We start from the raw sequence: 21,766 nt of genomic DNA on the forward strand, positions 1-21,766 counted from the left end.
GCCGTGGTTGCCTCGTTGCTTGGTGAAGCGGGTGAGCATGCGCGGGGTGTCGGGCACGGTCAGGGTGGTGCCGTCGATCGCGCAGACCAGCAGGCTCGCCATCGGGTCCCGCGTTGTCCGGGGGTGGCCGCTGGGCCGCGCAGCAGGTCGAACAGCCATCGCAGGGGCGCTGTCCCGACTCGTTGGCGGGCCTGGGACAGGCCGCTGGGGGTGGGTGTGGCGGTGGGCAGGCCGTCCAGTGCGGCAGTCAGCTTGCGCCACACACCCGCATACCCGGTCTCGGGGAACAGGCAGGCGGCCAGCAGCAGGTAGACCACTACCCGGGAGGGCAGGTCCCGTAGCCGGGACTGGGTCGTCCTGGTCGCGGCCAGCGCTTGGTCGACCATGTCGAAGGGGAGGTGTTGGGTGAGTTCACCGAGGTGGCCGGGCGCGTATCGGCCCCCGGCCACGGTGATCGTGCGGGTGATGACAGACTGTGTGTCCAACGGAGTTTTTGCTAGCTGGTGATCTTGGTCGACACCGTTCTAGCAGGGACTCCGTTGCTTGTTTCAGGGGGTTGACACACCGCCTCACGCGCTAACTAAACGGCCTTGGGGCTAGCGCAGGGTGGCCCGCAACATCGTGAGGTGTGGGTTCGCCAGGTAGCCGTCATAGTAGCCGTCGCCGCAGCGGGCGGCTGAATCCGGGGAGGCCGTCAAGGGCGTCCACTCGATATGGGCGAAGCCGGCCTTCTGCAACAGATTCTCGTGGGTTTCCCGGAGCCAGTGGTAGTTCCGCACTTCGACGACGACGCGGTCGCCGTCGACGAACTGCTGGTGCAGCTCGGATCCGTTGTGCCGCGGCCCACCGAGCTGGTGGATCACGAAACCGTAGCGGGCGATGCTCGGGCCGTCGGGGTCGTAGTGGGCATCGTTGAGAACGGCGATGAAACGGCCACCCGGCGGGAGGTGCGCGGCGGCCCGCTGATAGATCCGCGCCAACTCGTCCTCGGTGCGGGCGTAATGCAGCATGTTCACCGCGACGACCAGGTCGAAACCGCCGAGATCGGGCAGCTCGTGGGCATGGTGCCGCAAATAGGTCAGCCGATCCCGGTCACCCGCGTGCGTTTCGGCCAGGAGCAGCATCTCCTCGGACTGGTCGACGCCGACGACCCGGCCGGCCCCCCGGTCGACCAGGAGCCGACCGACCCGGCCGTCGCCGCAGCCGAGGTCGAGCACCGCGAGGCCGCGCACGTCACCGACGGCCTCGTGCACCGAATAGTCGATGACGTCCCGCCGAAAATCGCTGTCCGTCGCCTGAAGATACTCGTTCGCGTAGTCGTCGTATGGAGCCTTCATCGGTTTCCTTTCCTGACTTCAACCACTAAGAAATGGACACGGAAAGCAGCGCGTTGCGAAAGGGGCGGATCATGCTCGAAATCGCGGACGAACTACTCGGGTGGAGCCGGGCCGGACGGCCGTTCGCGGTCGCGACCGTGGTGGCGGTGAGCGGCAGCGCGCCACGACAGCCGGGAGCGACGATGGCCGTCGACTCGGACGGAAACGCGGTCGGCAGCATCTCCGGCGGCTGCGTCGAGGCCGCGGTGTACGAACTCGGCCTACAGCTGCTGGCCGACGGCGAGGACGCGGTCTCCCGCCTCGAACGTTTCGGGTATTCCGACACCGACGCCTTCGCGGTCGGCCTGACCTGTGGCGGCGTGCTCGATGTCTTCGTCCAGCGTGTCGATCCACGGCGCCGGCCGGAGCTGCTCGCCGCGCTGGGGGCCGGCGCGAGCGGGCGGGCCGCGGCGCTCGTCCGGATCGTCGACGGCCCGGAACACCTGCTCGGCCGGGCGGTGCACGTCCACGCGGACGGCGAGTGCGAAGGCGGTCTCGGCGACCGCGAACGCGATCGGACCGCGATGGCCCTGGCCACCTCCGCACTCGCCACCGGCGGCGTCACGACCATCGAGAGCGGCTGTGACGAGCACCGGGTCGGACTCCTCGTCGAGACCCGCACCCCGCCGCCGCGGATGCTGGTGTTCGGCGCGATCGACTTCGCCGCCGCGCTGGTGCGCGTCGGCAAACTGCTCGGCCATCACGTCACCGTCTGCGACGCCCGAGCCGTTTTCGCCACCAGGCGACGGTTTCCCGACGCGGACGAGGTCGTCGTCGACTGGCCCCATCGCTACCTCGACTCGCAGTCGGTGGACTCGAGGACGGTCATCTGCGTGCTCACCCACGATCTGAAGTTCGACATTCCCCTACTGGCGCGGGCATTGCGGCTGCCGGTCGGCTACGTCGGGGCGATGGCCTCCCGGCGCACCCACCTGCGGCGCGTGGCCGCGCTGCGGGAAGTGGGTATCACCGAGGCCGAACTGGCCCGGCTGCGCTCCCCCATCGGCCTGGATCTGGGCGGGTCCACGCCGCTGGAGACCGCGCTGTCCATCGCCGCGGAGATCGTCGCGTGCCGTCACGGCGGCACGGGGCAGCCGCTGAGCAGTCTGAGCACTCCGGTCCATCATGGACGGACGTTGCCGGACGGCTCGGGTGCAACTGTGGGAAGTCCACGGTTGAACGCCCTCATGCACCGAACTCGTGCATGACGTGCTTGATCCGGGTGTAAGCGTCGAATCCGTACACCGACAGGTCCTTGCCGTAGCCCGAGTGCTTGAAGCCGCCCAGCGGCATCTCGGTCGGGAAGCCGAGCACCGTGTTCACCCACACCGTGCCGAACTCGAGCTGTCCGCTCAGGCGCATCGCCCTCGCGTGGTCGGTGGTCCAGACCGACGAGGCCAGTCCCTGCCGGACACCGTTGGCCAGCTCGACCGCCTCGCGCTCGTCGCGGAACGGCTGCACGGTGACGACCGGGCCGAAGATCTCGTTCTGGGTGATCTCGTCGTCCTGGCGGACATCGGCGATGACCGTGGGCGCGTAGAAGTACCCGACGTCGCCGTGCCGGTGTCCGCCGGTGACCACCCGCGCGTGCGCGGGAAGCCGGTCGACCAGTCCGTCCACCCGGGCCAGCTGGGCAGCGTTGTTGAGCGGGCCGTAGTGGGCGTCCGGGTCGGACGGCGGCCCCGGGCGGACCTTGGCCGCCGCGGCGGCCAGGCCGTCGACCACCTCCCGGTAGACCTCCTCGGCGGCCAGCACCCGGGCGGTGGCCGTGCAGTCCTGGCCGGCGTTGCCGACCGCGCCCTCGATGATCTTCTCGACGGCCGTCGGCACGTCGGCGTCGGCACAGACCACGACGGGTGTGTTGCCGCCCAGCTCCAGGTGCACGCGCTTGAGCCCGGCAGCGGCCGCGGCCGCCACGTTCATCCCGGCCTCGACCGAGCCGGTCAGCGACACCATCGCCGGCTCGCGGTGCTCCACCATCAGCCGGCCGGTGTCAGGTCCCCCGCAGACGACGTTGAGCACACCGGCCGGCACGAACTCGGCAACCAGTTCCGCGTACATCAACGCGGACAGCGGTGTGGACTCGGCCGGCTTGAGCACCACCGTGTTGCCGGCCGCGATGGCCGGCGCGCTCTTGAGAACCGCCATCAGCAGCGGGAAATTCCACGGTGCCAGCTGGGCGCACACCCCGACCGGTTCCCGGCGGACGTACGAGGTCCGGCCGGGGACGTACTCGCCGGCCGACCGTCCCTCCAGCAGCCGGGCCGCGCCGGCGAAGAACCGCAGCTGGTCGACCATCAGCGGAACCTCGCCCGCGGCGGCGGCGCTGCCGGTGCAGCGGGCCTCCGCGGCGGCGAACTCGTCGGCGCGGGACTCGAGCGCGTCGGCGATGCGCAGCAGCACCTGCTGACGGTGGTTCGGGGTGGTCGACCGCCAGTCACGGAAGGCTGCCGCCGCCGCGGTCATGACCGCGTCGACGTCCTTCGGCCCGCTGCTGGGCACGCTGAGGTAGGCGGCTCCCGTGCACGGGTCGAGCAGATCAACGTGATCGCCGTCCACGGGCTCGGTCCACTTGCCGTCGACGAAGTTGCGCAACCTCTCGTGCGCCATGGCTTTCTCCTTGGTGCGTCGGGGATGTGCGGAAACCGGGGCCGTGCTCACACGACGGCCCGGCCGGTGCCGACCCGGCTCTCAGCGGCCACCTCGAGCGCGGTGAACCCGTGGAAGCCGAGGTTGTTGTTCCAGTTCAGGCTCTGCGGGTTGGACTGGAGGTCGGGCATCCGCCGGTACAGCGTGGCCAGCGCGATGCGCGTGGTCTGGCGGACCAGCGGGTCGCCGAAGCACAGGTGCCGGCCGGCGCCGAAGGTCAGGTGCCGGTTGGGGGCCGGCCGGGTCAGCACCAGCTCGTCGGGCCGGTCGAACTGCTCGCCGTCGCGGTTGGCCGAACCCACGTAGAGGATCATCGGCCGGCCGGCGCCGATCCGGACCTGCTCGCCGCAGGCCGTGGTGTAGCTGAAGTCCTCCCGGGCGACCCGTCCGACGAACTGAACCGGCGTGCAGTAGCGCAGCAGTTCCTCCACAGCGTCCCCGACGGTGGCCGGGTTCAGCAGCAGCTGCCGCTCCTGCTTCGGCCGCTGCTCCAGCGCGTGCACGCTGTTGCCGATCAGGTAGCGGATCGACGCCACGCCGGCGAACAGCAGCAGCGCGGCCTGGGCCACCACGTCCTCGTCGCTGAAGCGATAGCCGTACACCTCGGCCTTGCGCAGGTGGTATAGCAACCCCTGGTCCCGTTCCGACTGCGCGAGGCACTGCGGCGACATCAGGAACTCGGTGAGCTCGCGGGTGCTGACCTGGGTGCGCTTGAGGTGTTCGACGGTCACGTGCGTCGAGCCGAACAGGTGCGCGATGTCGTCGGTCCACCGGGTCAGCTCGGCGTGGGCCTCGGTCGGCACGCCCAGCACGTCGGCGATGACCATGGCCGGCAGTGGGAAGGCGAACTCCGCCATCAGGTCGAAGCCGCGCGGGTCGACCTTGTCCAGCAACCCGTCCACGATCCGCTGGATCCTCGGCTCCAGCAGCTCGTCGCTGAACGGCATGTAGCTGCGGTTGGCCTGGCGGCGAGACCGGGTGTGCTGCTTGCCGTCGTGGAAGGCCAGCCAGCGCTCGTACACGCTGATCATGTCGGCGAACTCGTGGCGGTGGGCCTGCGGCAGGAACCACAGCGGCACCGCGGCCCGGGCGTTGGACAGCCGTTCGTCCTTCATCAACGCCAGACAGTCGGCATAGGAGAAGAACAGCCAGGCACCGCCAAAAATTCGCTCGGACTGATACGCAGGCTTCTCGGCGCGCATCTTCTCGAAGAACGGGAACGGGTCGGGAATGTACTCGAAATCGTTGTGCGAAAAGTCGGCAGCCGACAGATCCTGCGTCATCGAGGAACACCCTTCGTGCACAGTTTCATGAGCAACAGATACGCATCGACGGATACGCCTCCGCCACTAGAGCAAATTTCCGGACGATGAACAAGCCGTCGCCCGCGACGCCACGATCCTTGACAACACCCCGATCGACGGCCCGGGGTGCGGGGCAACCCGGCGACATTGACAGAACCGACGGCCGGCCCGGAGTATGCAGACCACGCCCTGTCCAGTCACGAATAGGACCCAGTCGGAGCGTGAGATGACGCAGGATCTCCCATGGCAGGACAACCTGCCCACATATCGGCTCGACCGGCCGGCGTTCACGGACGAGGCCGTCCTGAACCGGGAATACGAACATGTTTTCCGCACGTCCTGGCAGCTAATCGGCTTCGAGAGCGAGCTGACCGATCCCGGTGATTACCTGGTCCGACGACTGGGCAACGACAGCGTCATCGTGGCGCGCGACGAACTGGGCGAGATCACGGTGCTGCTGAACTCGTGCAGCCATCGCGGCACGCAGCTGTGCCGGGCCAGTTTCGGCAATGCCGCCCACTTCCGGTGCAGCTACCACGGGTGGACGTTCGCCAACGACGGCCGGCTGGTCGGCGTGCCCGGCCTGCGGACGCACTACCCGTCCGACTTCCGCAAACAGCGCTACGACCTGCCCCGCGCGCGGGCCCACAGCTATCGGGGTTTCGTGTTCGCCACCTGGGACGAGCAGGCCCCGCCGCTGGTCGACTACCTCGGCGACCTGCGCTGGTACCTGGACGCGATGCTGGACCTGACCGGCGGCGAGTGGGAGGTGTACGGGCCGCCGCAGCGGTCGGTGATGAAGGGCAACTGGAAGCTGGTCACCGACAATTTCGCCGGCGACGGCTATCACATGCAGACCACCCACAAGTCGGCGTTCGAGTTGGGCATCTACGGGGACTCGCTGGCCAGCGGCACGCTCGGCGCCCGGGAAATGGACCTGATCGCGATCAACGTCGCCACCCCCGGTGGTCACGCGCTCCGCGCGGGCTATGTGGTCGAGAAGGGGCAGCACCTGCTGACCCACGGCACCACGGATCCGATGTATCTGGGCTATCCGCAACAGCTGTGGCCGGAGTTCACCGCGGCCCAGACCGACGAGCAGGTGCGTTTCAATTCACACTGCGAGGTGGCCCATGGCATAGTGTTCCCGAACGCCGCGTTCCTGAGCGTCTCGCACGACCGGGCCATCGGGCGGGAGTCCGATCCACTCACCAAGTACTTCGTCTGGCGCACGCATCTCCCGATCAGCGCCCGCCGCACCGAATGCCTGTACTGGACGCTGGTGCCCAAGGGCATGAGCGAGGAGTGGAAACGCCGCTCGTACGGTTTCCAGGCGCGGTCGCAGTCCGCCGGCGGGATGTTGTTCGAGATGGACGACTTCGAGAACTTCGCGCGCATCGACAGGGCGATCAGCGGCTGCGTCGCCGACTCGGCGCCCACCGATCTCAGCCTGGGGCTGGGCCTCGGCGAACCCGTGCCGGATTTCCCGGGTCCCGGGCGGGCCGAATACAGCACGTTGTCCGAGCACAACCAGCGCGGATTCTACCGGCGCTGGGCCGAGTTGATGGGGGAACCACGGTGACCGACACGGTCGACGCCGACGCCAGGCCGGTCGAGCTGCGGCCCTTCCCGGCCCGCGGGGCCCGCCGGCCGGACCTCGACGCGGTGGCCGTCGCGCTGCTCGTCGAGGAGGGCGCCGCACTGGACGAATGCCGGTACGGGCAATGGCTGGACCTGATCGACGAGGACTTCCTGTACCAGGTGCCGGTGCCGCTGCTGCGCGAGGATCCCAGCCTGCCCCGGCACAGCGAGCGGGCGCTGCTGTTCGAGGCGACCAAGGGCGTGCTGGCGATGAAGCTGGGCCGGGCCGGCAAGCAGCACGCCTGGTCCGACCGGCCGAGCGCGGTCGTCCGGCATTTCCTCAGCGGCGTGCGGGTGTTCGAGACCGACGAGCCGCAGACCTGGCGGGTGGACTGCAACGTGCTCGCGGCCTGGCATCGGGGCCAGGACGAGTCCGCGTCCGCTACCGCCGCCCGCCAGGACGTCATCGCCCACCTCGGGACGCCCCAGGCTCGCCTGCTGCGCCGCCGGGTGCTGCTGGACACCGAGGTCGCCACGCACGAACAACTTTCCATCATCTTCTGACTCGGGGACTGTGTCATGAGCGGACTGGCCTGGGATGCCCCCCAACAACAAGAAGTCGAGCTGTGCCGGATCTTCTGCGAGTCGGCGGCCGTCACGGTGCTGGCCTTCCCGACCGGCAACGGCCAGCGGCTGAAGCTGGTCTCCGAGCGCTCCGGAGCGACGGTGCTGCTGGACGCGACCGTGCTGGACGCGCTGTGCCACCTGACCCCTCCGGCCGCAGCCGAGCTCGTCCGGCTGAGCACGGAGCAGGGCCGATGAAGCCCGTCGCCTTCGACTACCTGACGCCGAGCTCCGTCGCCGAGGCGGTCGGCGCACTGGCCAGGGCCGGCGGGTCGGCGGTCGCGCTGGCCGGCGGGCAGAGCCTGGTGCCGCTGCTGAACGCGCGCCGGGTCCGGCCGGCCACCGTGGTGGACCTCAACCGGCTGCCGGAGCTGGCCGAATGCCGAATCGGCGACGAGGTCGTGCGGATAGGCGCGATGGCCCGGCTGCACTCCCTGGCCGGGAACCCGGAGCTGGGCCGCGCGCTGCCGGTGCTGTCCGAGGCCGTCGCGACCGTGGCCCACCGGCAGATCCGCCACCGGGCGACCCTCGGCGGCTCGATGTGCCATGCCGATCCGGCGGCTCAGCTGCCCGCGGTGGCGGTCGCGCTGGGAGCGCGGCTGCGGCTGCGCTCGGCGACCGGCGCCCGGGTCGAGGAGGCGCAGTCCTTCTTCGGCGGGGCCTTCCACACGTCACGGCGACCGGACGAACTGCTGGTCGCGGTGGATTTCCCGGTGCACAAGGGTTTCCGGTTTCGATTCGAGTCGGTGACCCGGCGGGGTGCCCGTGGTTTCCCTTTCGTGGCAGCGTGTTTCGGCGTGCGGCTGACCGGCTCGGTGATCTCGTCGGCCCGGCTGGCCGCGTCCGGGGTCGCGGACCGCCCGGTGCGGCTGGCGGCCGCCGAACGGGCGCTGGCCGGCCGCGCCCTGTCCGACGATCTCGGCGACGTGCTCGACACCGCCGCGGCGGAGGTCGATCCGCCCGATGACATCCATGGCAGCGCGGCGTTCCGCGCCGATCTGCTGCGGACCGTGCTACGCCGTGCCGCCGCGCGGCTGACGACCCTGAGGGGCAGCCGATGAGAGACATGACCGTCACCCTGACCGTGAACGGCGAGCAGCGGTCGGCGCGGGCCGAGGCGCGCGCGCTGCTCAGCGACTTCCTGCGTCATGAGCTCGGGCTGACCGGCACGCACGTCTCGTGCGAGCAGGGCGTCTGCGGATCCTGCACGGTGCTGGTGGACGGCGAGCCGGTGCGGTCCTGCCTGATGCTCGCGGTGCAGGCGGACCGCTGCCGGCTGGAGACCGTCGAGGGCCTCGCCGACGGCGGCGAGCTGGGTCCCCTGCAAGAGGCGATGTTGGCCGAGGGCGGTCTCCAGTGCGGATTCTGCACGCCGGGCGTGCTGATGAGCCTCACGTACGCCGACCGGGCGGGGTTGTCCGGGACCGAGGCGGTCGACGAGGTGCTGACCGGTCACCTGTGCCGCTGCACCGGATACCAGGGCATCCGGGCGGCGATCGAACGGCACTGGCAGGGAAAGGACACCCCGAGGTGAGCGGCGCGATCGGCCGGCGGCTGCCGAAGCGGAACGATCCGCGGCTGCTGCGCGGCAACGGCCACTACGTGGACGACATCGACGACAGCGGCGCGCTGCACGCCGTCGTGCTCCGCAGCACGGTGCCGCACGGCCGGATCACCCGGTTCGACGCCGGCCCCGCGCTGGCCGCCGGCCGGGCCCGGCTGGTGCTCGGTCCGGACGAGATCGAGCGGGCGACCGACGCGATTCCCCTGGCCTGGCGGCTGCCCGGCCAGACGACGCAGCGGATCGACCTGGCCACGCGCACCGCCCGGTACGTCGGCCAGCCGATCGGGGTGGTGGTGGCGGCCAGCCGGCAGGAGGCCGAGGACGCCGCCGAACTCGTCGAGATCGAGTACGAGCGGCTGCCGGCGGTCGTCGGCATCGACGCGGCCCTGGCTGACGGCGCGCCGGTGCTGTATCCCGAGGCCGGCAGCAACCTCGCGGGTGGGATCCACTTCGGCGATCCGGCCGACGAGCTGGCGCGGATCATCGAGGGGGCGCCGCACGTCGTCGAGCGCCGGCTGGCCGTGCAGCGGATCTGTCACAGCCCGATGGAGCCGCGCGGCCTGCTGGCCGAATGGGTTGCCGCCACGGCGAAACTGACCGTCTGGAGCAGCACGCAGTCGCCGCACGTGGTGCGCCAGGAACTGGCCGCCGCGCTGCGGCTGCGGGTGGACCAGATCCGGGTGGTGGCGCCGGACGTCGGCGGCTCCTTCGGCGGCAAGGTGACGCTCTACGTGGACGACGCCCTGGTCTGCCTGGCGGCCATGACGCTCGGCCGCCGGGTCAAGTGGATCGAGGACCGCACGGAGAACCTCACGTCCAGCTACCACGGGCGCGGCCAGCAAGCGACGGCCCGGCTCGCGCTGGACGCCGACGGGCGGTTCCTCGCGCTGCACGCGCACATCCACGGCGATGTCGGCGCCTTCACCATCCAGGCCGGCAGCGGGCCGTTCCAGGTGGCGGCGCTGGCCATCGAGGGTCTCTACCGGTTCCCCGCGGCCGGCGCGACCGTGACCGCGGTGCACACCAACTCGGTGCCCACCGGCGCTTATCGCGGCTACGGGATGCAGGAGGCGGCCTGGATCCGGGAGCGGCTGGTCGAGGAGGCCGCCCGCGAGCTCGGCATGGACGCCACGCAACTGCGGCTGCTCAACATGATCCGGCCCGACGAGATGCCCTATACAACCCGAACGATGCTCACCTACGACTCGGGCGACTACCCGGCGGCGCTGCGCCGAGCCGCCGAACTGGCCGCCGAGCGGACGCGAGCGTCCTCGAACACGGTGCGACGCGGTACCGCTGTGACGGCCAACGTGGAGATCAGCGGTTTCGCGCCGAGCGCGCTGCTGGAGATGTTCCAGATCGACTGGGCTGGGTGGGAGGGCGCGCGACTGCGGGTCAACCAGGACGGGACCGTCACCGTGTTCTCCGGCGTGATCTCGTTGGGCCAGGGCATCGAGACGGCGCTCGCGCAGATCGCCGCCGACCGGCTCGGCGTGCCGATGGACCTGGTCGCGGTCGAGTTGGGCGACACCGCCACCGCCACCTACTCGGATCTGTCCTCGCAGGCCAGCCGTTCACTTGCGCTCGCGGGCGGGGCCGTGTCCCGGGCCGCCGACCGGATGCGGGCGCGCATGCACGGCCTGGCCGCCAGTTACCTCGGCGGCGACGTGACTTTCGACGGCACCGCGTTCCACGGCGACGGGAAGTCGATCAGCTGGCGGGACGTCGCCTTCCGAGGCTGGAAGGGCTGGGGCCGCGCCGAGCCGGACCGCGTCCAGCTGGAGGAGACGGTGGACTTCGATCCCCCGGCGATCACCTACTCCTACTCCGCGCACGGCGCCGCGGTCGCGGTCGACCTGGAGACGGCCAAGGTCACCGTCGAGGACTACTGGACGATCAGCGACAGCGGCGTGCTGGTCAACCCGCTGGTCGCCGACGGCCAGATCGTCGGCGGCATCGCGCAGGGCCTGGGCATCGCGCTGCTGGAGGAAGTGGTGTACGACCCGGCGACCTGCCGGCCGCTGACCGCCAGCTACCAGGACTACGTGCTGCCCACGGCGGCGGACGTGCCCAGGGTGGCGCTCGAGCACCGCTGCACGCCGAGCGAGGTGATTCCCGGCGGCTTCAAGGGATTGGGCGAGGGCGGCACGATCCCGACGCCGGTGACCATCGCCAACGCCGTCGCCGCGGCGGTGCCGGCCATCGCCGAGCAGCTCGTCACGTCACCGCTCTCGCCGCACCGGATCTGGTCGGCGCTGGGCAACGCCAAGGGAGAGGAGCGGACATGGCCACCGTGCGGGACGCCGTGATCGACCTGCTGCGGTCGTTCGGCCTGACCTCGGTGTTCGGCAACCCGGGCTCGACCGAGCTGCCGATGCTGTGCGACTTCCCGGCCGACTTCCGTTACGTGCTGGGACTTCAGGAGTCGGTGGTGCTGGCCATGGCCGACGGGTACGCCCAGGCGACCCGCAACGCCGCGCTGGTCAACCTGCACTCCGCGGCCGGGGTCGGGCACGCGATGGGCAGCCTGTTCACCGCCTACCGCAACCGGACCCCGCTGGTGGTGATCGCGGGCCAGCAGGCCCGGTCCATGCTGGCCGGCGAGCCGTACCTGTTCTCCGACCAGGCGGCCGAACTGCCCAAGCCGTACGTGAAGTGGAGCCGCGAGCCGGGCCGCGCGCAGGACGTCCCGGCGGCCGTCGCGCGCGCCTACCACCTGGCCATGGCGCCGCCGAAGGGGCCGGTGCTGGTGTCGGTGCCGGCGGACGACTGGGACCAGCCGGCCGAACCGCTTGCCCCGCACCGGATGAGCACCGCGCTGCGCGCCGATCCCGAACTCATCGGCGTGGTCGGCAAGGCCCTGGCGGCGGCGAGGAACCCGGCGTTGGTCGTCGGCGCCGCGGTCGATCAGGAACAGGCGTTCGACGAGGTGGTGGCGCTCGCCGAGGCCCATCAGGCCCGGGTGTGGGCGCAGCCGATGTCCTCGCGATGCGCCTTCCCGGAGTCGCACCCGCTGTTCGCCGGTTTCCTGCCGCCGTGGCGTGAGGGCGTCGTCGCCGAGCTCACCGGTCACGACGTGGTGTTGTCGTTGGGCGCCCCGGTCTTCACCTATCACGTCGCGGGCGCCGGTCCGTTCGTGCCGCCCGGCTGCGAGCTGTTCCAGCTCACCGACGATCCGCAGACCGCAGCCTGGACCCCGGTCGGCACCTCGGTGGTCACCAGCATCCGGCCCGGCGTGCGAGACCTGCTCGACTTCCCGCCGCCGGCGCCGCGCGCAGCGCCGCGCCGACGGGAGGCCCCGGCCCGGGTCGTCGCCTCACAGGTGATCACGGAGCCGTTTCTCATGCAGACCCTGGCCGACGTGCGCCCGGTCGACAGCGTGATCGTCGAGGAGGCGCCGAGCAGCCGGCCGGTGATGTGCGAGCACCTGCCCAACACGCGGCCCGACAGCTTCCACACCTGTGCCAGCGGCGCGCTCGGCCATTCGCTGCCGGCCGCCGTCGGCATCGCGCTCGGCCGGTCGGAACGGCGGGTCGTCGCGGTGATGGGCGACGGGTCGAGCATGTACTCGATCCAGGCCCTGTGGTCGGCGGTCAAGCTCGGCGTGCCGCTCACCGTCGTGGTGGTGAACAACCGCGGTTACGCCACGGTGGACCGCTTCGCGCAGCGCTTCGGCATCGGCAAGACGGTCGGCACCACGATCGGCGGCATCGACTTCGCCGGCATCGCCCGGGCCCAGGGCTGCGCCGCCGACCAGGTGCGCGCGCCGGAGCGGCTGGCCGACGCGCTGCGGACCGCATTGACCGCACCCCATCCCTATCTGCTCGACGTCATCGTCGAGCCGTGACGGAAAGGCAGACATGACCCAGCGCACGCAGGACCAGGTCCGGCGGCAGATCGCCGAGCTGGCACTGGCCATGGCCCCGGCGCCCGGCGGTGCGACCGGCATCGACGACCCCGACCTGGTGGACGACCTCGGCTACCACTCGCTCGCCCTGCTGGAGTTGGCGTTCGCGCTCGAGGACGAGTTCGAGCTGCCACCCATCGACCAGGAGCGGGCGCAGCGCATCCGCCGGGTCGGCGACGTGGCCGACTACGTCGTCGAGCAGCTGCGCATCGGCACCGCGGCGGGAGGGGTCCAGTGATCGACGGGGTGCTCGCCGACGTCGTCGCCGCCGGCCCCGAACGCGTCGCGATCGCGTTCGGGGACCGCCGGATCAGCTATGCCGAACTCGCCGCGGACATCGCCGGCCTGCGGGCCGGGCTGCGTGGCCTCGGCATCGGCCTCGGCGACTGCGTGCTGCTCGTGCTGCCCAACTGCCCGCAGTTCGTGGTCGGGTACTTCGCCACCGCCGGCTTGGGGGCCACGGTGCAGGCGTTGGACCCGCGACTGGCCGAGGCCGAGCTCGTCGCGCACATCGCCGAGTGCAAGCCGGCGGTGGTGCTCACCACCCAGGGGTCGGTCGAGCGGCTGCGGCGGCTCGCGGCCTCGCTCGAACTGACGCCCGAGGTGGTCGCGGTGGACGGGCCCGAGTTCGCCCGGCTCATCCGCGGCGACGACGACGGGCCGGAGCAGCACGACGGCCCGTGGGTCTACACCTACACGTCCGGGTCGAGCGGCGAGCCGAAGCGCATCTGTCGCAGCAAGGCCAACCAGCTGGCCGAGGCCCGCAACATCATCACCAGCGCGGGCATCACCCCGTCCGACGCGATCCTGTGCGCGGTGCCGCTGTTCCACGCGCTCGGCCAGCTGTGCTGCATGATCGTGTCGATGTGCGCGGGCGCGACCCTGGTGCTGGCCGAATCGGACCGGGTCGACGTCGGCGACATCCTCGGCCTGGCCCGGGCGCACCGGGTCACCGTCTTCCCCGCCGTGCCCTACCTGCTCGGCGCGCTCGCCGACTGGCCGACCGACCGGGACGCCGACCTGTCCTCGATCCGGTTGTGCCTGTCCGGCAGCAACTTCCTGTCGGCCGACATCCGCCAGCGGTTCCTGGCCCGGTTCGGGGTGCCGGTCCGCCAGACGTACGGCAGCTCGGAGGCCGGCAGCGTGTCCTGGGACTGCGATCCCGAGACCTTCGTCGAAGAGTCCGTCGGGCGGCCGCTGTCCGGTGTCCGGGTCGACATCCTCGACGACCACGGGAATCCGGCGCCGGCCGGCGCCGTGGGCGAGATCGCGGTCGGCGGCGACTCGGTGATGGTCGGCTACGCCGAACGCGGCGGTCTGCGCGGCTCGGGCGGCCGGCACCTGACCGGCGACCTCGGCCGACTGGGGCCGGATGGTCGGCTGTACCTGTTGGGCCGCAAGCGTTTCCTGATCGACAGCGGCGGCCACAAGGTCAATCCGGTCGAGGTGGAGGAGGTGCTGGCCGGCCACCCGGACCTGGTCGACGCCGCCGTTGTCGGCCTCCCCCTGAGCGAGGGCGGCGAGCTGGTGGTGGCGGCGGTGGTGTCCCCGAGCGCCGTCAACGTGGACCTGCTGCGCGCCTACTGCCGTGAACGGCTCGCGGACTACAAGGTCCCGGCCCGGTTCACGGTGGTCGACGCCGTGCCGCGCACCGCCCTGGGCAAGGTGCGGCGGGCCGAGCTCACCGCGCTGGTGGCCGCCGAGCAGACCGACTCGCCCGCCGACCGGACCGTCGCCGAGCAGCTGGCCCGGATGGCGGCCGTCATCCTCGGCGTGGCACCGGAAGCGGTCGCCCCCACGACGCCACTGCGCGAGCTCGGCCTCGACTCGTTGGGCGCGCTGCGGCTGAAGATGGCCGTCCAGGACGGATTGCGGCGGACCGTCGGCCTGTCCGACCTGCTCGGGCGGGCCACGGTGGAGTCCCTGGCCCAAGAGCTCGCCGGGCAGGAGGAGACCTCGCCGGTAGCGCACAGCCGGCAGGTCGGCGAATTCCCGCTGTCGCACAACCAGCTGTCCATCTGGCACGCGGACCAGGTGGCGCCGGACAGCGCCACCTACAACGAGAACTTCGCGGCGCGGCTGATCTCGGACTTCGACGTGGACGCGCTGCGGCGGACCTTCCAGGCCCTGGTCGACCGGCATCCCGTGCTGCGCACCACTTTCGGCGTGCGCGACGGCGTGCCCTTCCAGCGGGTGGCCGCATGGTCCACTGTGGACTTCCAGGTGGCGGCGGGGGACCCGAACGAGGAGGCGTACCGCCCGTTCGACCTGTGCGCCGCGCCGCCGCTGCGGGTCCGCCTGTACCCGGACACCGACGGCGGGCCGGTGCTCCTGGTCAGCGTCCACCACATCATCACCGACTTCTGGTCGCTGGTGACGATGCTGCGCGAGATCGGCGTGACCTACGCGATGGAGCACGCCGGCGGGGACGTCTACCGGCCCGCGCCGCCGTACTCCTACACCGACTACGCCCGCTGGCTCGACGACATGGTCGCCGGTCCCGAGGGCGAGCGGGACTGGAACTACTGGCGGGATCTGCTCGGCTCCCCACCGCCGGCGTTGGAACTGCCGACCGACAAGCCACGTCCGGTCGTGCCGGCCCGACGGGGCGCCACCTACTTCCACGACTTCGGCCGGGACTGTGTGGACGCGGTGCGCGCGTTCGCCCGGGACAACGGCACCACCGTCTACTCGGTGCTGCTGGCGGCGTTCACCGCTTTCCTTCACGGCTACACCGGTGAGCGGGACGTCGCGTTGGCGACGATCACGACCAGCCGCCAGCGTGCCGAATTCCGTGACGTGCTGGGCTACTTCGTGAATCCCGTCGTGTCCCGGACGCGAGTCGAGCCGGCGACGTCGTTCGAGGCGCTGCTGGACTCGGTGCAGCGGGGACTGCTGGCCGGGCTGGAGCACCAACTGCTGCCGTTCGAGCTGATCGTGGACCGGCTCGGGATCAAGCGGCACCGCAGCCGCGCCCCGCTGGTGGAGTACGCGTTCGGCCAGAGCAAGTCCCACGAGGCCGATCTGCTCGTCCTGACCCGGTTCCTGTCCGGCCGCCCGGGCGAGCCGCTCCAACTCGGCCTGCTGGCGCTGGAGCCGGTCGCGCTGCGGCAGCGAGGTGTGGTCTACGACCTGTCCGGCGCGGTCTACGAGTCGGGCGACGAGATCTCGGTGGCCTGGGAGTACAGCACGGAGCTGTTCGAGGACGGGACCGTGCGGCGGATGGCGGCCGGGTACGAGCGCCTGCTGATGGCGCTGCTCGACCGTCCACAATGTCCGGTCGGGCAGATCGAGCTGGTCGGCGGTGACGAGCGCGCGTGGTTGCTCGACGCCTCCCGCGGCGCCGACCGCGGTCCCCGACCGGAGACCGTGCCGGCGATGATCGCCGAGCTGGCCGGGCAACGGCCCGACGCGGCGGCGGTGCGCAGCGGGGCCGCCGGCCTGAGCCGCGCCGAACTGGTCGAGCGGGCCGCCCGGCTGGCCGGCGCGATCAGGAGTTCCGGTGCGGAGCCGGGGTCGACCGCCGTGCTGTGGCTGGCGGACCCGATCGACCTCGCGGTGGCCGGGCTGGGCGTGCTCACCGCCGGCCTCGTCGGCGACGCCGTCGACGACCTCGACGGCGAGCCGGCCGGCGCGCTGCTGATCACCACGGCGGATCGGCTCGGCCGGAGCACCTCCGTGCCGACCATCTGCGTCGACCGCGCCACCGCGGCTCCGGCGTTTTCGCCCGAGCCCGACCCGGACGGGCCGGCGCTGGTGCTGCGCAGTTCGGGCGTCACGGGTCCGCCGCGGGCGGCCCGGCTCGCCCACACGGCGCTGGCTGACTGGGCGGAGTGGCAACGCGATCACTACGGCCCGCTCGGGGATGTGCTGGTGCAGAACGGGTTGCGCGCGGATCGCGTCCTCGCCCGGCTGCTCACCGCGGTGGCCGCGGGCGGGACCGCCGTCTGCGGACCGTTGACCGCAGGCCGGTCCTACGACCTCGTCACCGTGACCGCGACCGAGCTCGCCGACCTGCTTCGGACACCGACCGGCGTTCGCGCGTCGACGTTGGTCGTCGCCGGCGAGACGGTGCCCGGCCGGCTGGTGGCCGACTGGCGCGCGCTGACCGGGAACGGCCGGGTCGTCCACGAGTACGGCGGGGTCGACACGGCGCCGGTGGTGTCCGCCTACGAGGTGCCCGAGCACCTCGACGGACCGATCCCGGTCGGCAAACCGTTGCCGGGCATGCAATGCCGTGTGCTGGACGACTCGGGACGGCTGTGCCCCGTGGGGGTCGTGGGCGAGCTGCACGTCGGCGCGACCCCGACCGGCGACCTCGGCCGCTACCTGCCCAGCGGCGACCTGGTGGTGCTCGGCCGGGCCGAGCACGTGACCACGGTGCGCGGGTACCGGGTCCTGTTCGGGCAGCTGGAGCAGGCCCTGCTGGGCAGGCCGGGCGTCACGGGCGCGGTGGTGTCGGCCGACGACGGCCGTGGGCTGGTCGCCCACGTCGCGACCGAGGATCCCGCCGGCCTGCGCGAGTGGCTACGCGAGCGCCTGCCGGAACACCTGGTGCCGACGGAGATCGTCGTCCTCGACCGGCTGCCCCGAGCCGGCAACGGCAAGACCGCGCGGACCGGGCTGGCCGGGCCGGCCGTGGGCGAGGCGGCCGACGCCGACGCCGAACCGCTCACGCCGACGGAGGCCGCGCTCGCCGCCATCTGGGCCAAGGTGCTCGGGCTGGACGTGGTGCGGCCGACCGACGACTACTTCGACCTCGACGGCGACTCGATCACCACCATGCGGATCGTCGCCAAGGCCGCGGAGCTCGGCATCCGGATCGTTCCCCGCCAGCTGTTCACCGCGCCGACGGTCCGGGAACTGGCGGCCGTGGCGGAGCTGGTCGACGCCGAGCCGGTGGTCAACCCGGTCGCCGAGCCGGACCGGGGCGGGCCGGTGGCGCTGTCGCCGATACAGGGCTGGTTCTTCGAACACGACTTCGCCGAACCGTCCCACTGGAACCAGGCGATCCTGTTGCGGGCGCGGCAGCCGCTGGACAGTGGGCACCTGCGGGCGGCGCTGCACGCCGTCGCCGACCACCATGCGGCGTTCCGGCTCAGGTACTCGCGGACCTCGGACGGATGGTCGCAGCACGCCGACCCGGCGGCCCAGGCCGTCCTCGTCACCGAACACGACGGTCCGGTGTCCGATGTCGCCGCCGCCACCCAGGCGTCCCTGGACATCGAGCGCGGTCCGGTGTTCGCCGCCGTGATCGTCCGTGACGGCGCCGAGTTGTCCGTGTTGCTGGTGGCGCACCATCTGGTGGTCGACTTCGTGTCCTGGCAGATCGTCATCGACGACCTGGCGCTGGCCTGCGACCAGCTCCGGTCGGGTGACCAGGTGCGGCTGCCCGCCACGACCACGTCCTTCGCCCGGTGGACCGAGCTCACCACCGAGCTGGCCGATTCCCCGGGCCTGGCGGCCGAACTGGACCACTGGGCCAGCCTGGCCGGCGACGAGCCACGGCCGGTGGCCGACACGCCGCACCGGCAGTCCACGGTGGTGACCACGACCCTGTGCGCGGCCGACACCGAGCAGGTGCTGAGCAGCGGTGGGGAGGAAACGGTCCTCGCCGCGGTGGCGCACGCGGTGGCCGGCTGGACCGGCGAACGCCGGGTGCGCGTCGATGTCGAGGGTCACGGTCGCGAAGACCTCTTCGACGGCGTCGATCTCAGTCGGACGGTCGGCTGGTTCACCGCCGCACACCCGGTCCTGTTCGAGTTTCCCCCGCAGGCGTCGCCGGCCCAGGCCCGGCAGGTGGCGCGCGAGGCGCTGCGGCGGGTGCCCGGCAAGGGCATCGGGTACGGCCTGCTGCGGCACAGCTGCGGCGATCCGGCCGTCCACCGACGGCTGGCCGAGGTCCCCCGCGCCACGGTCAACTTCACCTATCTGGGCCGGATGGGCCGGCTGCTCGACGGGGCCGACAGCGCCGCCGACGGGCGCGGCCTGTTCGAGGCACTGCCCCTGCCCGACCACCTCGACCGAGCGCCGGACGGCGCACGCCCGTACCCGCTGGAGATCAGCGCGATGGTCACCGGCGATCGGCTGTCGGTCCGGGTGGTGCACGGCGAACCGGAACGCACCGATGTCGGCGACCTGCTCGCGCGCGTCGTCCACGAACTCACGAACGGGAGGCAACCCATGCCACCGACCCAGACCGCCGACGTGGCGACGCTGGTCCGCACCGCGTGGTCGGGAGCCCTGCGGCACCGGTCGTTCGGCGACGACGACGACTTCTTCGCCATCGGCGGCCATTCCCTGATGGTCGCGCGGATCATGGCGGAGCTGGGGCGCGCGGTCGGCCGGCGGCTGCCGCTGCGGATGTTCTTCGATCACCCCACCGTGTCCAGGCTGTCCGACGCGATCGCCGACGGAAGGTGAGTGCCGTGACCCAGCCACCCCCCGAGTGGAACGACACGGCCCGCCCGTTCCGGCGCGACGCCACGATCCCGCAGCTGGTGCGGGAGGCGGCCGAGCGGCACCCGGACCGCCCGGCGCTCGTGTCCGCGCAGGAGATCCTCACCCACGCCGAACTCGACGCGTGGACCGACCGGTTCGCCCAGCTGCTGCACGAGCTCGGCATCGGGCCCGGCAGGTTCGTGGCGCTGCACAGCGACCGGACCCCGCACGCGGTCGCCGCCCTGGTCGCGGTGCTCAAGGCCGGCGCGAGCTACGTGCCCCTCGACCCGGCGTGGCCGCGCGCCCGAGTGGTGTCCCTGCTGGCCGAACTAGACGTGCGCTGCGTGATCGCCGGCCGTGCGCAGCTGCGCGCGGTGCAGGAGCTGCGCTGGGCGACACCGTCCGTCCGGGACGTCGTCTGCCCGGAGATCGCCCCGCCGAACACCTGGGACGAGGTGCTGGACCGGGAGATGGTCGAGGAGTTCTTCGACTTCCTGTCCGGGGAGCCGGACCCGTTGGAGGCGGCCGGGTTCAACCTGCGCCGCTCGCACCGGCCCTACCGGCCGCAGGACGTGACCGACTACCGCGACCACGTGGCCCGGCTGGCGCTGGACGCGGTCGGGGAACAGGGGGCCATCCTGGAGGTAGGCTGCGGCTCCGGGCTGATCACCGAGGCGCTGGCGCCGACCGCGCGCCGCTACGTCGCGACCGACCCGTCCGGCGTCGCGGTCGAGCGGAACATCGCCACGGCGGCCGAGCTGGGCCGGGCCATCGAGGGCACGGCGTGCTACGCGCACGAGGTCGCCGACAAGGTGAGCGGCCCGTTCGACCTGATCATCATGGCCAGCACCGTGCAGTTCCTGCCGGACATGGACTACTTGCTGGCCACCCTGGCGTCCTACCGTCGGCTGCTCCGGCCGGGCGGCCGGATCCTGCTGGCCGACCTGATCGACCCGGAGATCGAGTCGCATGCCGGGCTGCGCGTGCCGCCCGCCCTGCTGCGGCGGCTGCCGGAGCTGGTCGACGGCATCGTCGACGCGCGGGTGCTGCGGCGGCGTCCGGAGGCGTTCGCCGGCGAGCTGTCCACCCGCTACGACGCCGTGTTGGAGGTGGGCGCGGGCGACGGTCGGACCCGTCGGGCCGGCCGGGTGTGGACCGGGGCCGACATCACGGCTCGGCCCGCGGCGCCGCTGCCCGACGCGGCCACCGCCGACGACATCGCGTACGCGATCTTCACCTCCGGCTCCACCGGCAAGCCGAAGGGCGTCGTGGTCGACCACCGCTCGGTGGTCAACCTGGTGGACTGGCTGAACCGGACCTATCAGGTCGGCCCGGACGACCGGCTGCTGTTCATCGCCTCGTTCTGCTTCGACCTGTCCGTGTACGACATGTTCGGCGTGCTCGCCGCGGGCGGCTCGGTGCGGGTGTGCGACCAGGCCGAGCTGAGCGAGCCGGAGACCCTGATCGACATCATCGGGCAGGAGCCGATCACCATCTGGGACTCGGCGCCGGCCGCGCTGTGCATGCTCACCCCGTACCTGCTGCCCGACACCGGCGATCGGCTGCGGCTGGTGCTGCTCAGCGGGGACTGGGTGCCGCTGACGCTGCCCGACGAGATCTGGGCCGGGTATCCGAACGCGTCGGTGGTGGCACTCGGCGGCGCCACCGAGTGCACGGTGTGGTCGAACCACTTCCCGGTCGGCGAGGTCGACCCGGCGTGGCCGAGCATCCCGTACGGGCGGCCGATGGACAACGCCCGCTACTACGTGCTGGACGCGGACCTGCGCCAGTGCCCGGTCGGCGTGGCCGGGGACCTGCACATCGGCGGGGACTGCGTGGCGCTGGGCTACATCGGGGCCCCCGGGCTGACCGCGTCGAAGTTCCTGCCCGACCCGTGGGCTCCCGGCCCCGGCGAGCGGATGTACCGCACCGGCGACCGGGCCCGGTGGCTGCCCGACGGGAACGTGGAGTTCCTGGGCCGCACCGACGACCAGGTCAAGGTCCGCGGCTACCGGATCGAACTCGGCGAGGTGCGCGGCGCGCTGGCCCAGTGCCCGGGGGTCCGGGCGGCCACCGTGGTCCCGGTGGAGACGCCGGGCGGCAAGGATCTCGCCGCGTTCTACGTGCCGGCCGGTGATCCGCTGTCCCCCGAGGAGGTTCGCGGCTTCCTGGCCACGGTGCTGCCGACGTACATGATCCCGGCGCGCATCCTGCCGGTGGAGTCGTTCCCGCTGCGGGACACCGGCAAGGTCGACCGGGCCGCGCTGATCAGCCGGCTGTGAGCGGAGGGGGCCTTCCCCGCGGCGACGCGGGAAAGGCC

Annotated in this window: 15 protein-coding genes; 11 read left to right on the forward strand and 4 right to left on the reverse strand. The window is 71.8% G+C overall.

Annotated elements, in window-relative coordinates; translation table 11 throughout:
* Positions 1-59: 59 nt before the first annotated feature.
* The gene (locus ACIG5F_RS46890) at positions 60-386 is read right to left on the reverse strand and encodes a transposase domain-containing protein (protein WP_396526891.1); all 327 of its coding nucleotides are present in this window, start codon (positions 384-386) and stop codon (positions 60-62) included.
* Between the two features lie 210 nt (positions 387-596).
* The gene (locus ACIG5F_RS46895; RefSeq protein WP_396526832.1) at positions 597-1,337 is read right to left on the reverse strand and encodes a class I SAM-dependent DNA methyltransferase; all 741 of its coding nucleotides are present in this window, start codon (positions 1,335-1,337) and stop codon (positions 597-599) included.
* A gap of 71 nt (positions 1,338-1,408) precedes the next feature.
* Here ACIG5F_RS46895 and ACIG5F_RS46900 point away from each other — a divergent pair, with 71 nt between their 5' ends.
* Positions 1,409-2,584: an XdhC family protein gene (locus tag ACIG5F_RS46900; RefSeq protein WP_396526834.1), complete on the forward strand. Its 1,176-nt coding sequence runs from the start codon at positions 1,409-1,411 to the stop codon at positions 2,582-2,584.
* Here the strand turns inward: ACIG5F_RS46900 and ACIG5F_RS46905 are convergent.
* Together ACIG5F_RS46905 and ACIG5F_RS46910 are read right to left on the reverse strand one after the other, a co-directional pair.
* Complete coding sequence (locus ACIG5F_RS46905; protein WP_396526836.1) at positions 2,562-3,986, reverse strand: aminobutyraldehyde dehydrogenase; 1,425 nt, start codon at positions 3,984-3,986, stop codon at positions 2,562-2,564. The two genes, ACIG5F_RS46900 and ACIG5F_RS46905, sit on opposite strands and share 23 nt — an antisense overlap.
* Before the next feature lie 47 nt (positions 3,987-4,033).
* Positions 4,034-5,308 carry a cytochrome P450 gene (locus ACIG5F_RS46910; RefSeq protein WP_396526838.1) on the reverse strand — a complete coding sequence of 425 codons (1,275 nt, stop codon included), beginning with the start codon at positions 5,306-5,308 and terminating at the stop codon, positions 4,034-4,036.
* Positions 5,309-5,555: 247 nt separating this feature from the next.
* Between ACIG5F_RS46910 and ACIG5F_RS46915 the strand changes: the two genes are divergently transcribed.
* From ACIG5F_RS46915 to ACIG5F_RS46960, 10 genes are read left to right on the forward strand one after another with little or no spacing between them, the layout of a single operon-like run.
* Positions 5,556-6,911, forward strand: coding sequence for a Rieske 2Fe-2S domain-containing protein (locus ACIG5F_RS46915; protein ID WP_396526840.1), 1,356 nt, complete (start codon positions 5,556-5,558; stop codon positions 6,909-6,911).
* Positions 6,908-7,474, forward strand: a complete 567-nt coding sequence (locus ACIG5F_RS46920) for an aromatic-ring-hydroxylating dioxygenase subunit beta (RefSeq protein WP_396526842.1) — start codon at positions 6,908-6,910, stop codon at positions 7,472-7,474. Before ACIG5F_RS46915 ends, ACIG5F_RS46920 begins: the two co-directional genes overlap by 4 nt.
* Before the next feature lie 15 nt (positions 7,475-7,489).
* A complete protein-coding gene (locus ACIG5F_RS46925; RefSeq protein ID WP_396526843.1) occupies positions 7,490-7,732 on the forward strand; it encodes a hypothetical protein in 243 nt (80 codons plus the stop codon).
* Positions 7,729-8,595: an FAD binding domain-containing protein gene (locus ACIG5F_RS46930; RefSeq protein WP_396526845.1), complete on the forward strand. Its 867-nt coding sequence runs from the start codon at positions 7,729-7,731 to the stop codon at positions 8,593-8,595. Before ACIG5F_RS46925 ends, ACIG5F_RS46930 begins: the two co-directional genes overlap by 4 nt.
* Before the next feature lie 5 nt (positions 8,596-8,600).
* The gene (locus ACIG5F_RS46935) at positions 8,601-9,068 is read left to right on the forward strand and encodes a (2Fe-2S)-binding protein (RefSeq protein WP_396526892.1); all 468 of its coding nucleotides are present in this window, start codon (positions 8,601-8,603) and stop codon (positions 9,066-9,068) included.
* A complete protein-coding gene (locus tag ACIG5F_RS46940; protein ID WP_396526846.1) occupies positions 9,065-11,407 on the forward strand; it encodes a xanthine dehydrogenase family protein molybdopterin-binding subunit in 2,343 nt (780 codons plus the stop codon). Before ACIG5F_RS46935 ends, ACIG5F_RS46940 begins: the two co-directional genes overlap by 4 nt.
* The gene (gene mdlC / locus ACIG5F_RS46945; RefSeq protein WP_396526848.1) at positions 11,383-12,945 is read left to right on the forward strand and encodes a benzoylformate decarboxylase; all 1,563 of its coding nucleotides are present in this window, start codon (positions 11,383-11,385) and stop codon (positions 12,943-12,945) included. Before ACIG5F_RS46940 ends, mdlC begins: the two co-directional genes overlap by 25 nt.
* A 13-nt stretch (positions 12,946-12,958) precedes the next feature.
* Positions 12,959-13,243: a phosphopantetheine-binding protein gene (locus tag ACIG5F_RS46950; RefSeq protein WP_396526850.1), complete on the forward strand. Its 285-nt coding sequence runs from the start codon at positions 12,959-12,961 to the stop codon at positions 13,241-13,243.
* Complete coding sequence (locus ACIG5F_RS46955) at positions 13,240-19,428, forward strand: condensation domain-containing protein (RefSeq protein ID WP_396526851.1); 6,189 nt, start codon at positions 13,240-13,242, stop codon at positions 19,426-19,428. Before ACIG5F_RS46950 ends, ACIG5F_RS46955 begins: the two co-directional genes overlap by 4 nt.
* Before the next feature lie 5 nt (positions 19,429-19,433).
* Entirely contained in the window at positions 19,434-21,728 is a 2,295-nt protein-coding gene (locus ACIG5F_RS46960) for an amino acid adenylation domain-containing protein (protein ID WP_396526853.1), read from the forward strand.
* Positions 21,729-21,766: the final 38 nt, after the last annotated feature.

Origin of the sequence: Kutzneria sp. NPDC052558, assembly GCF_044547355.1 — a bacterium.
Classification (GTDB): domain Bacteria; phylum Actinomycetota; class Actinomycetes; order Mycobacteriales; family Pseudonocardiaceae; genus Kutzneria.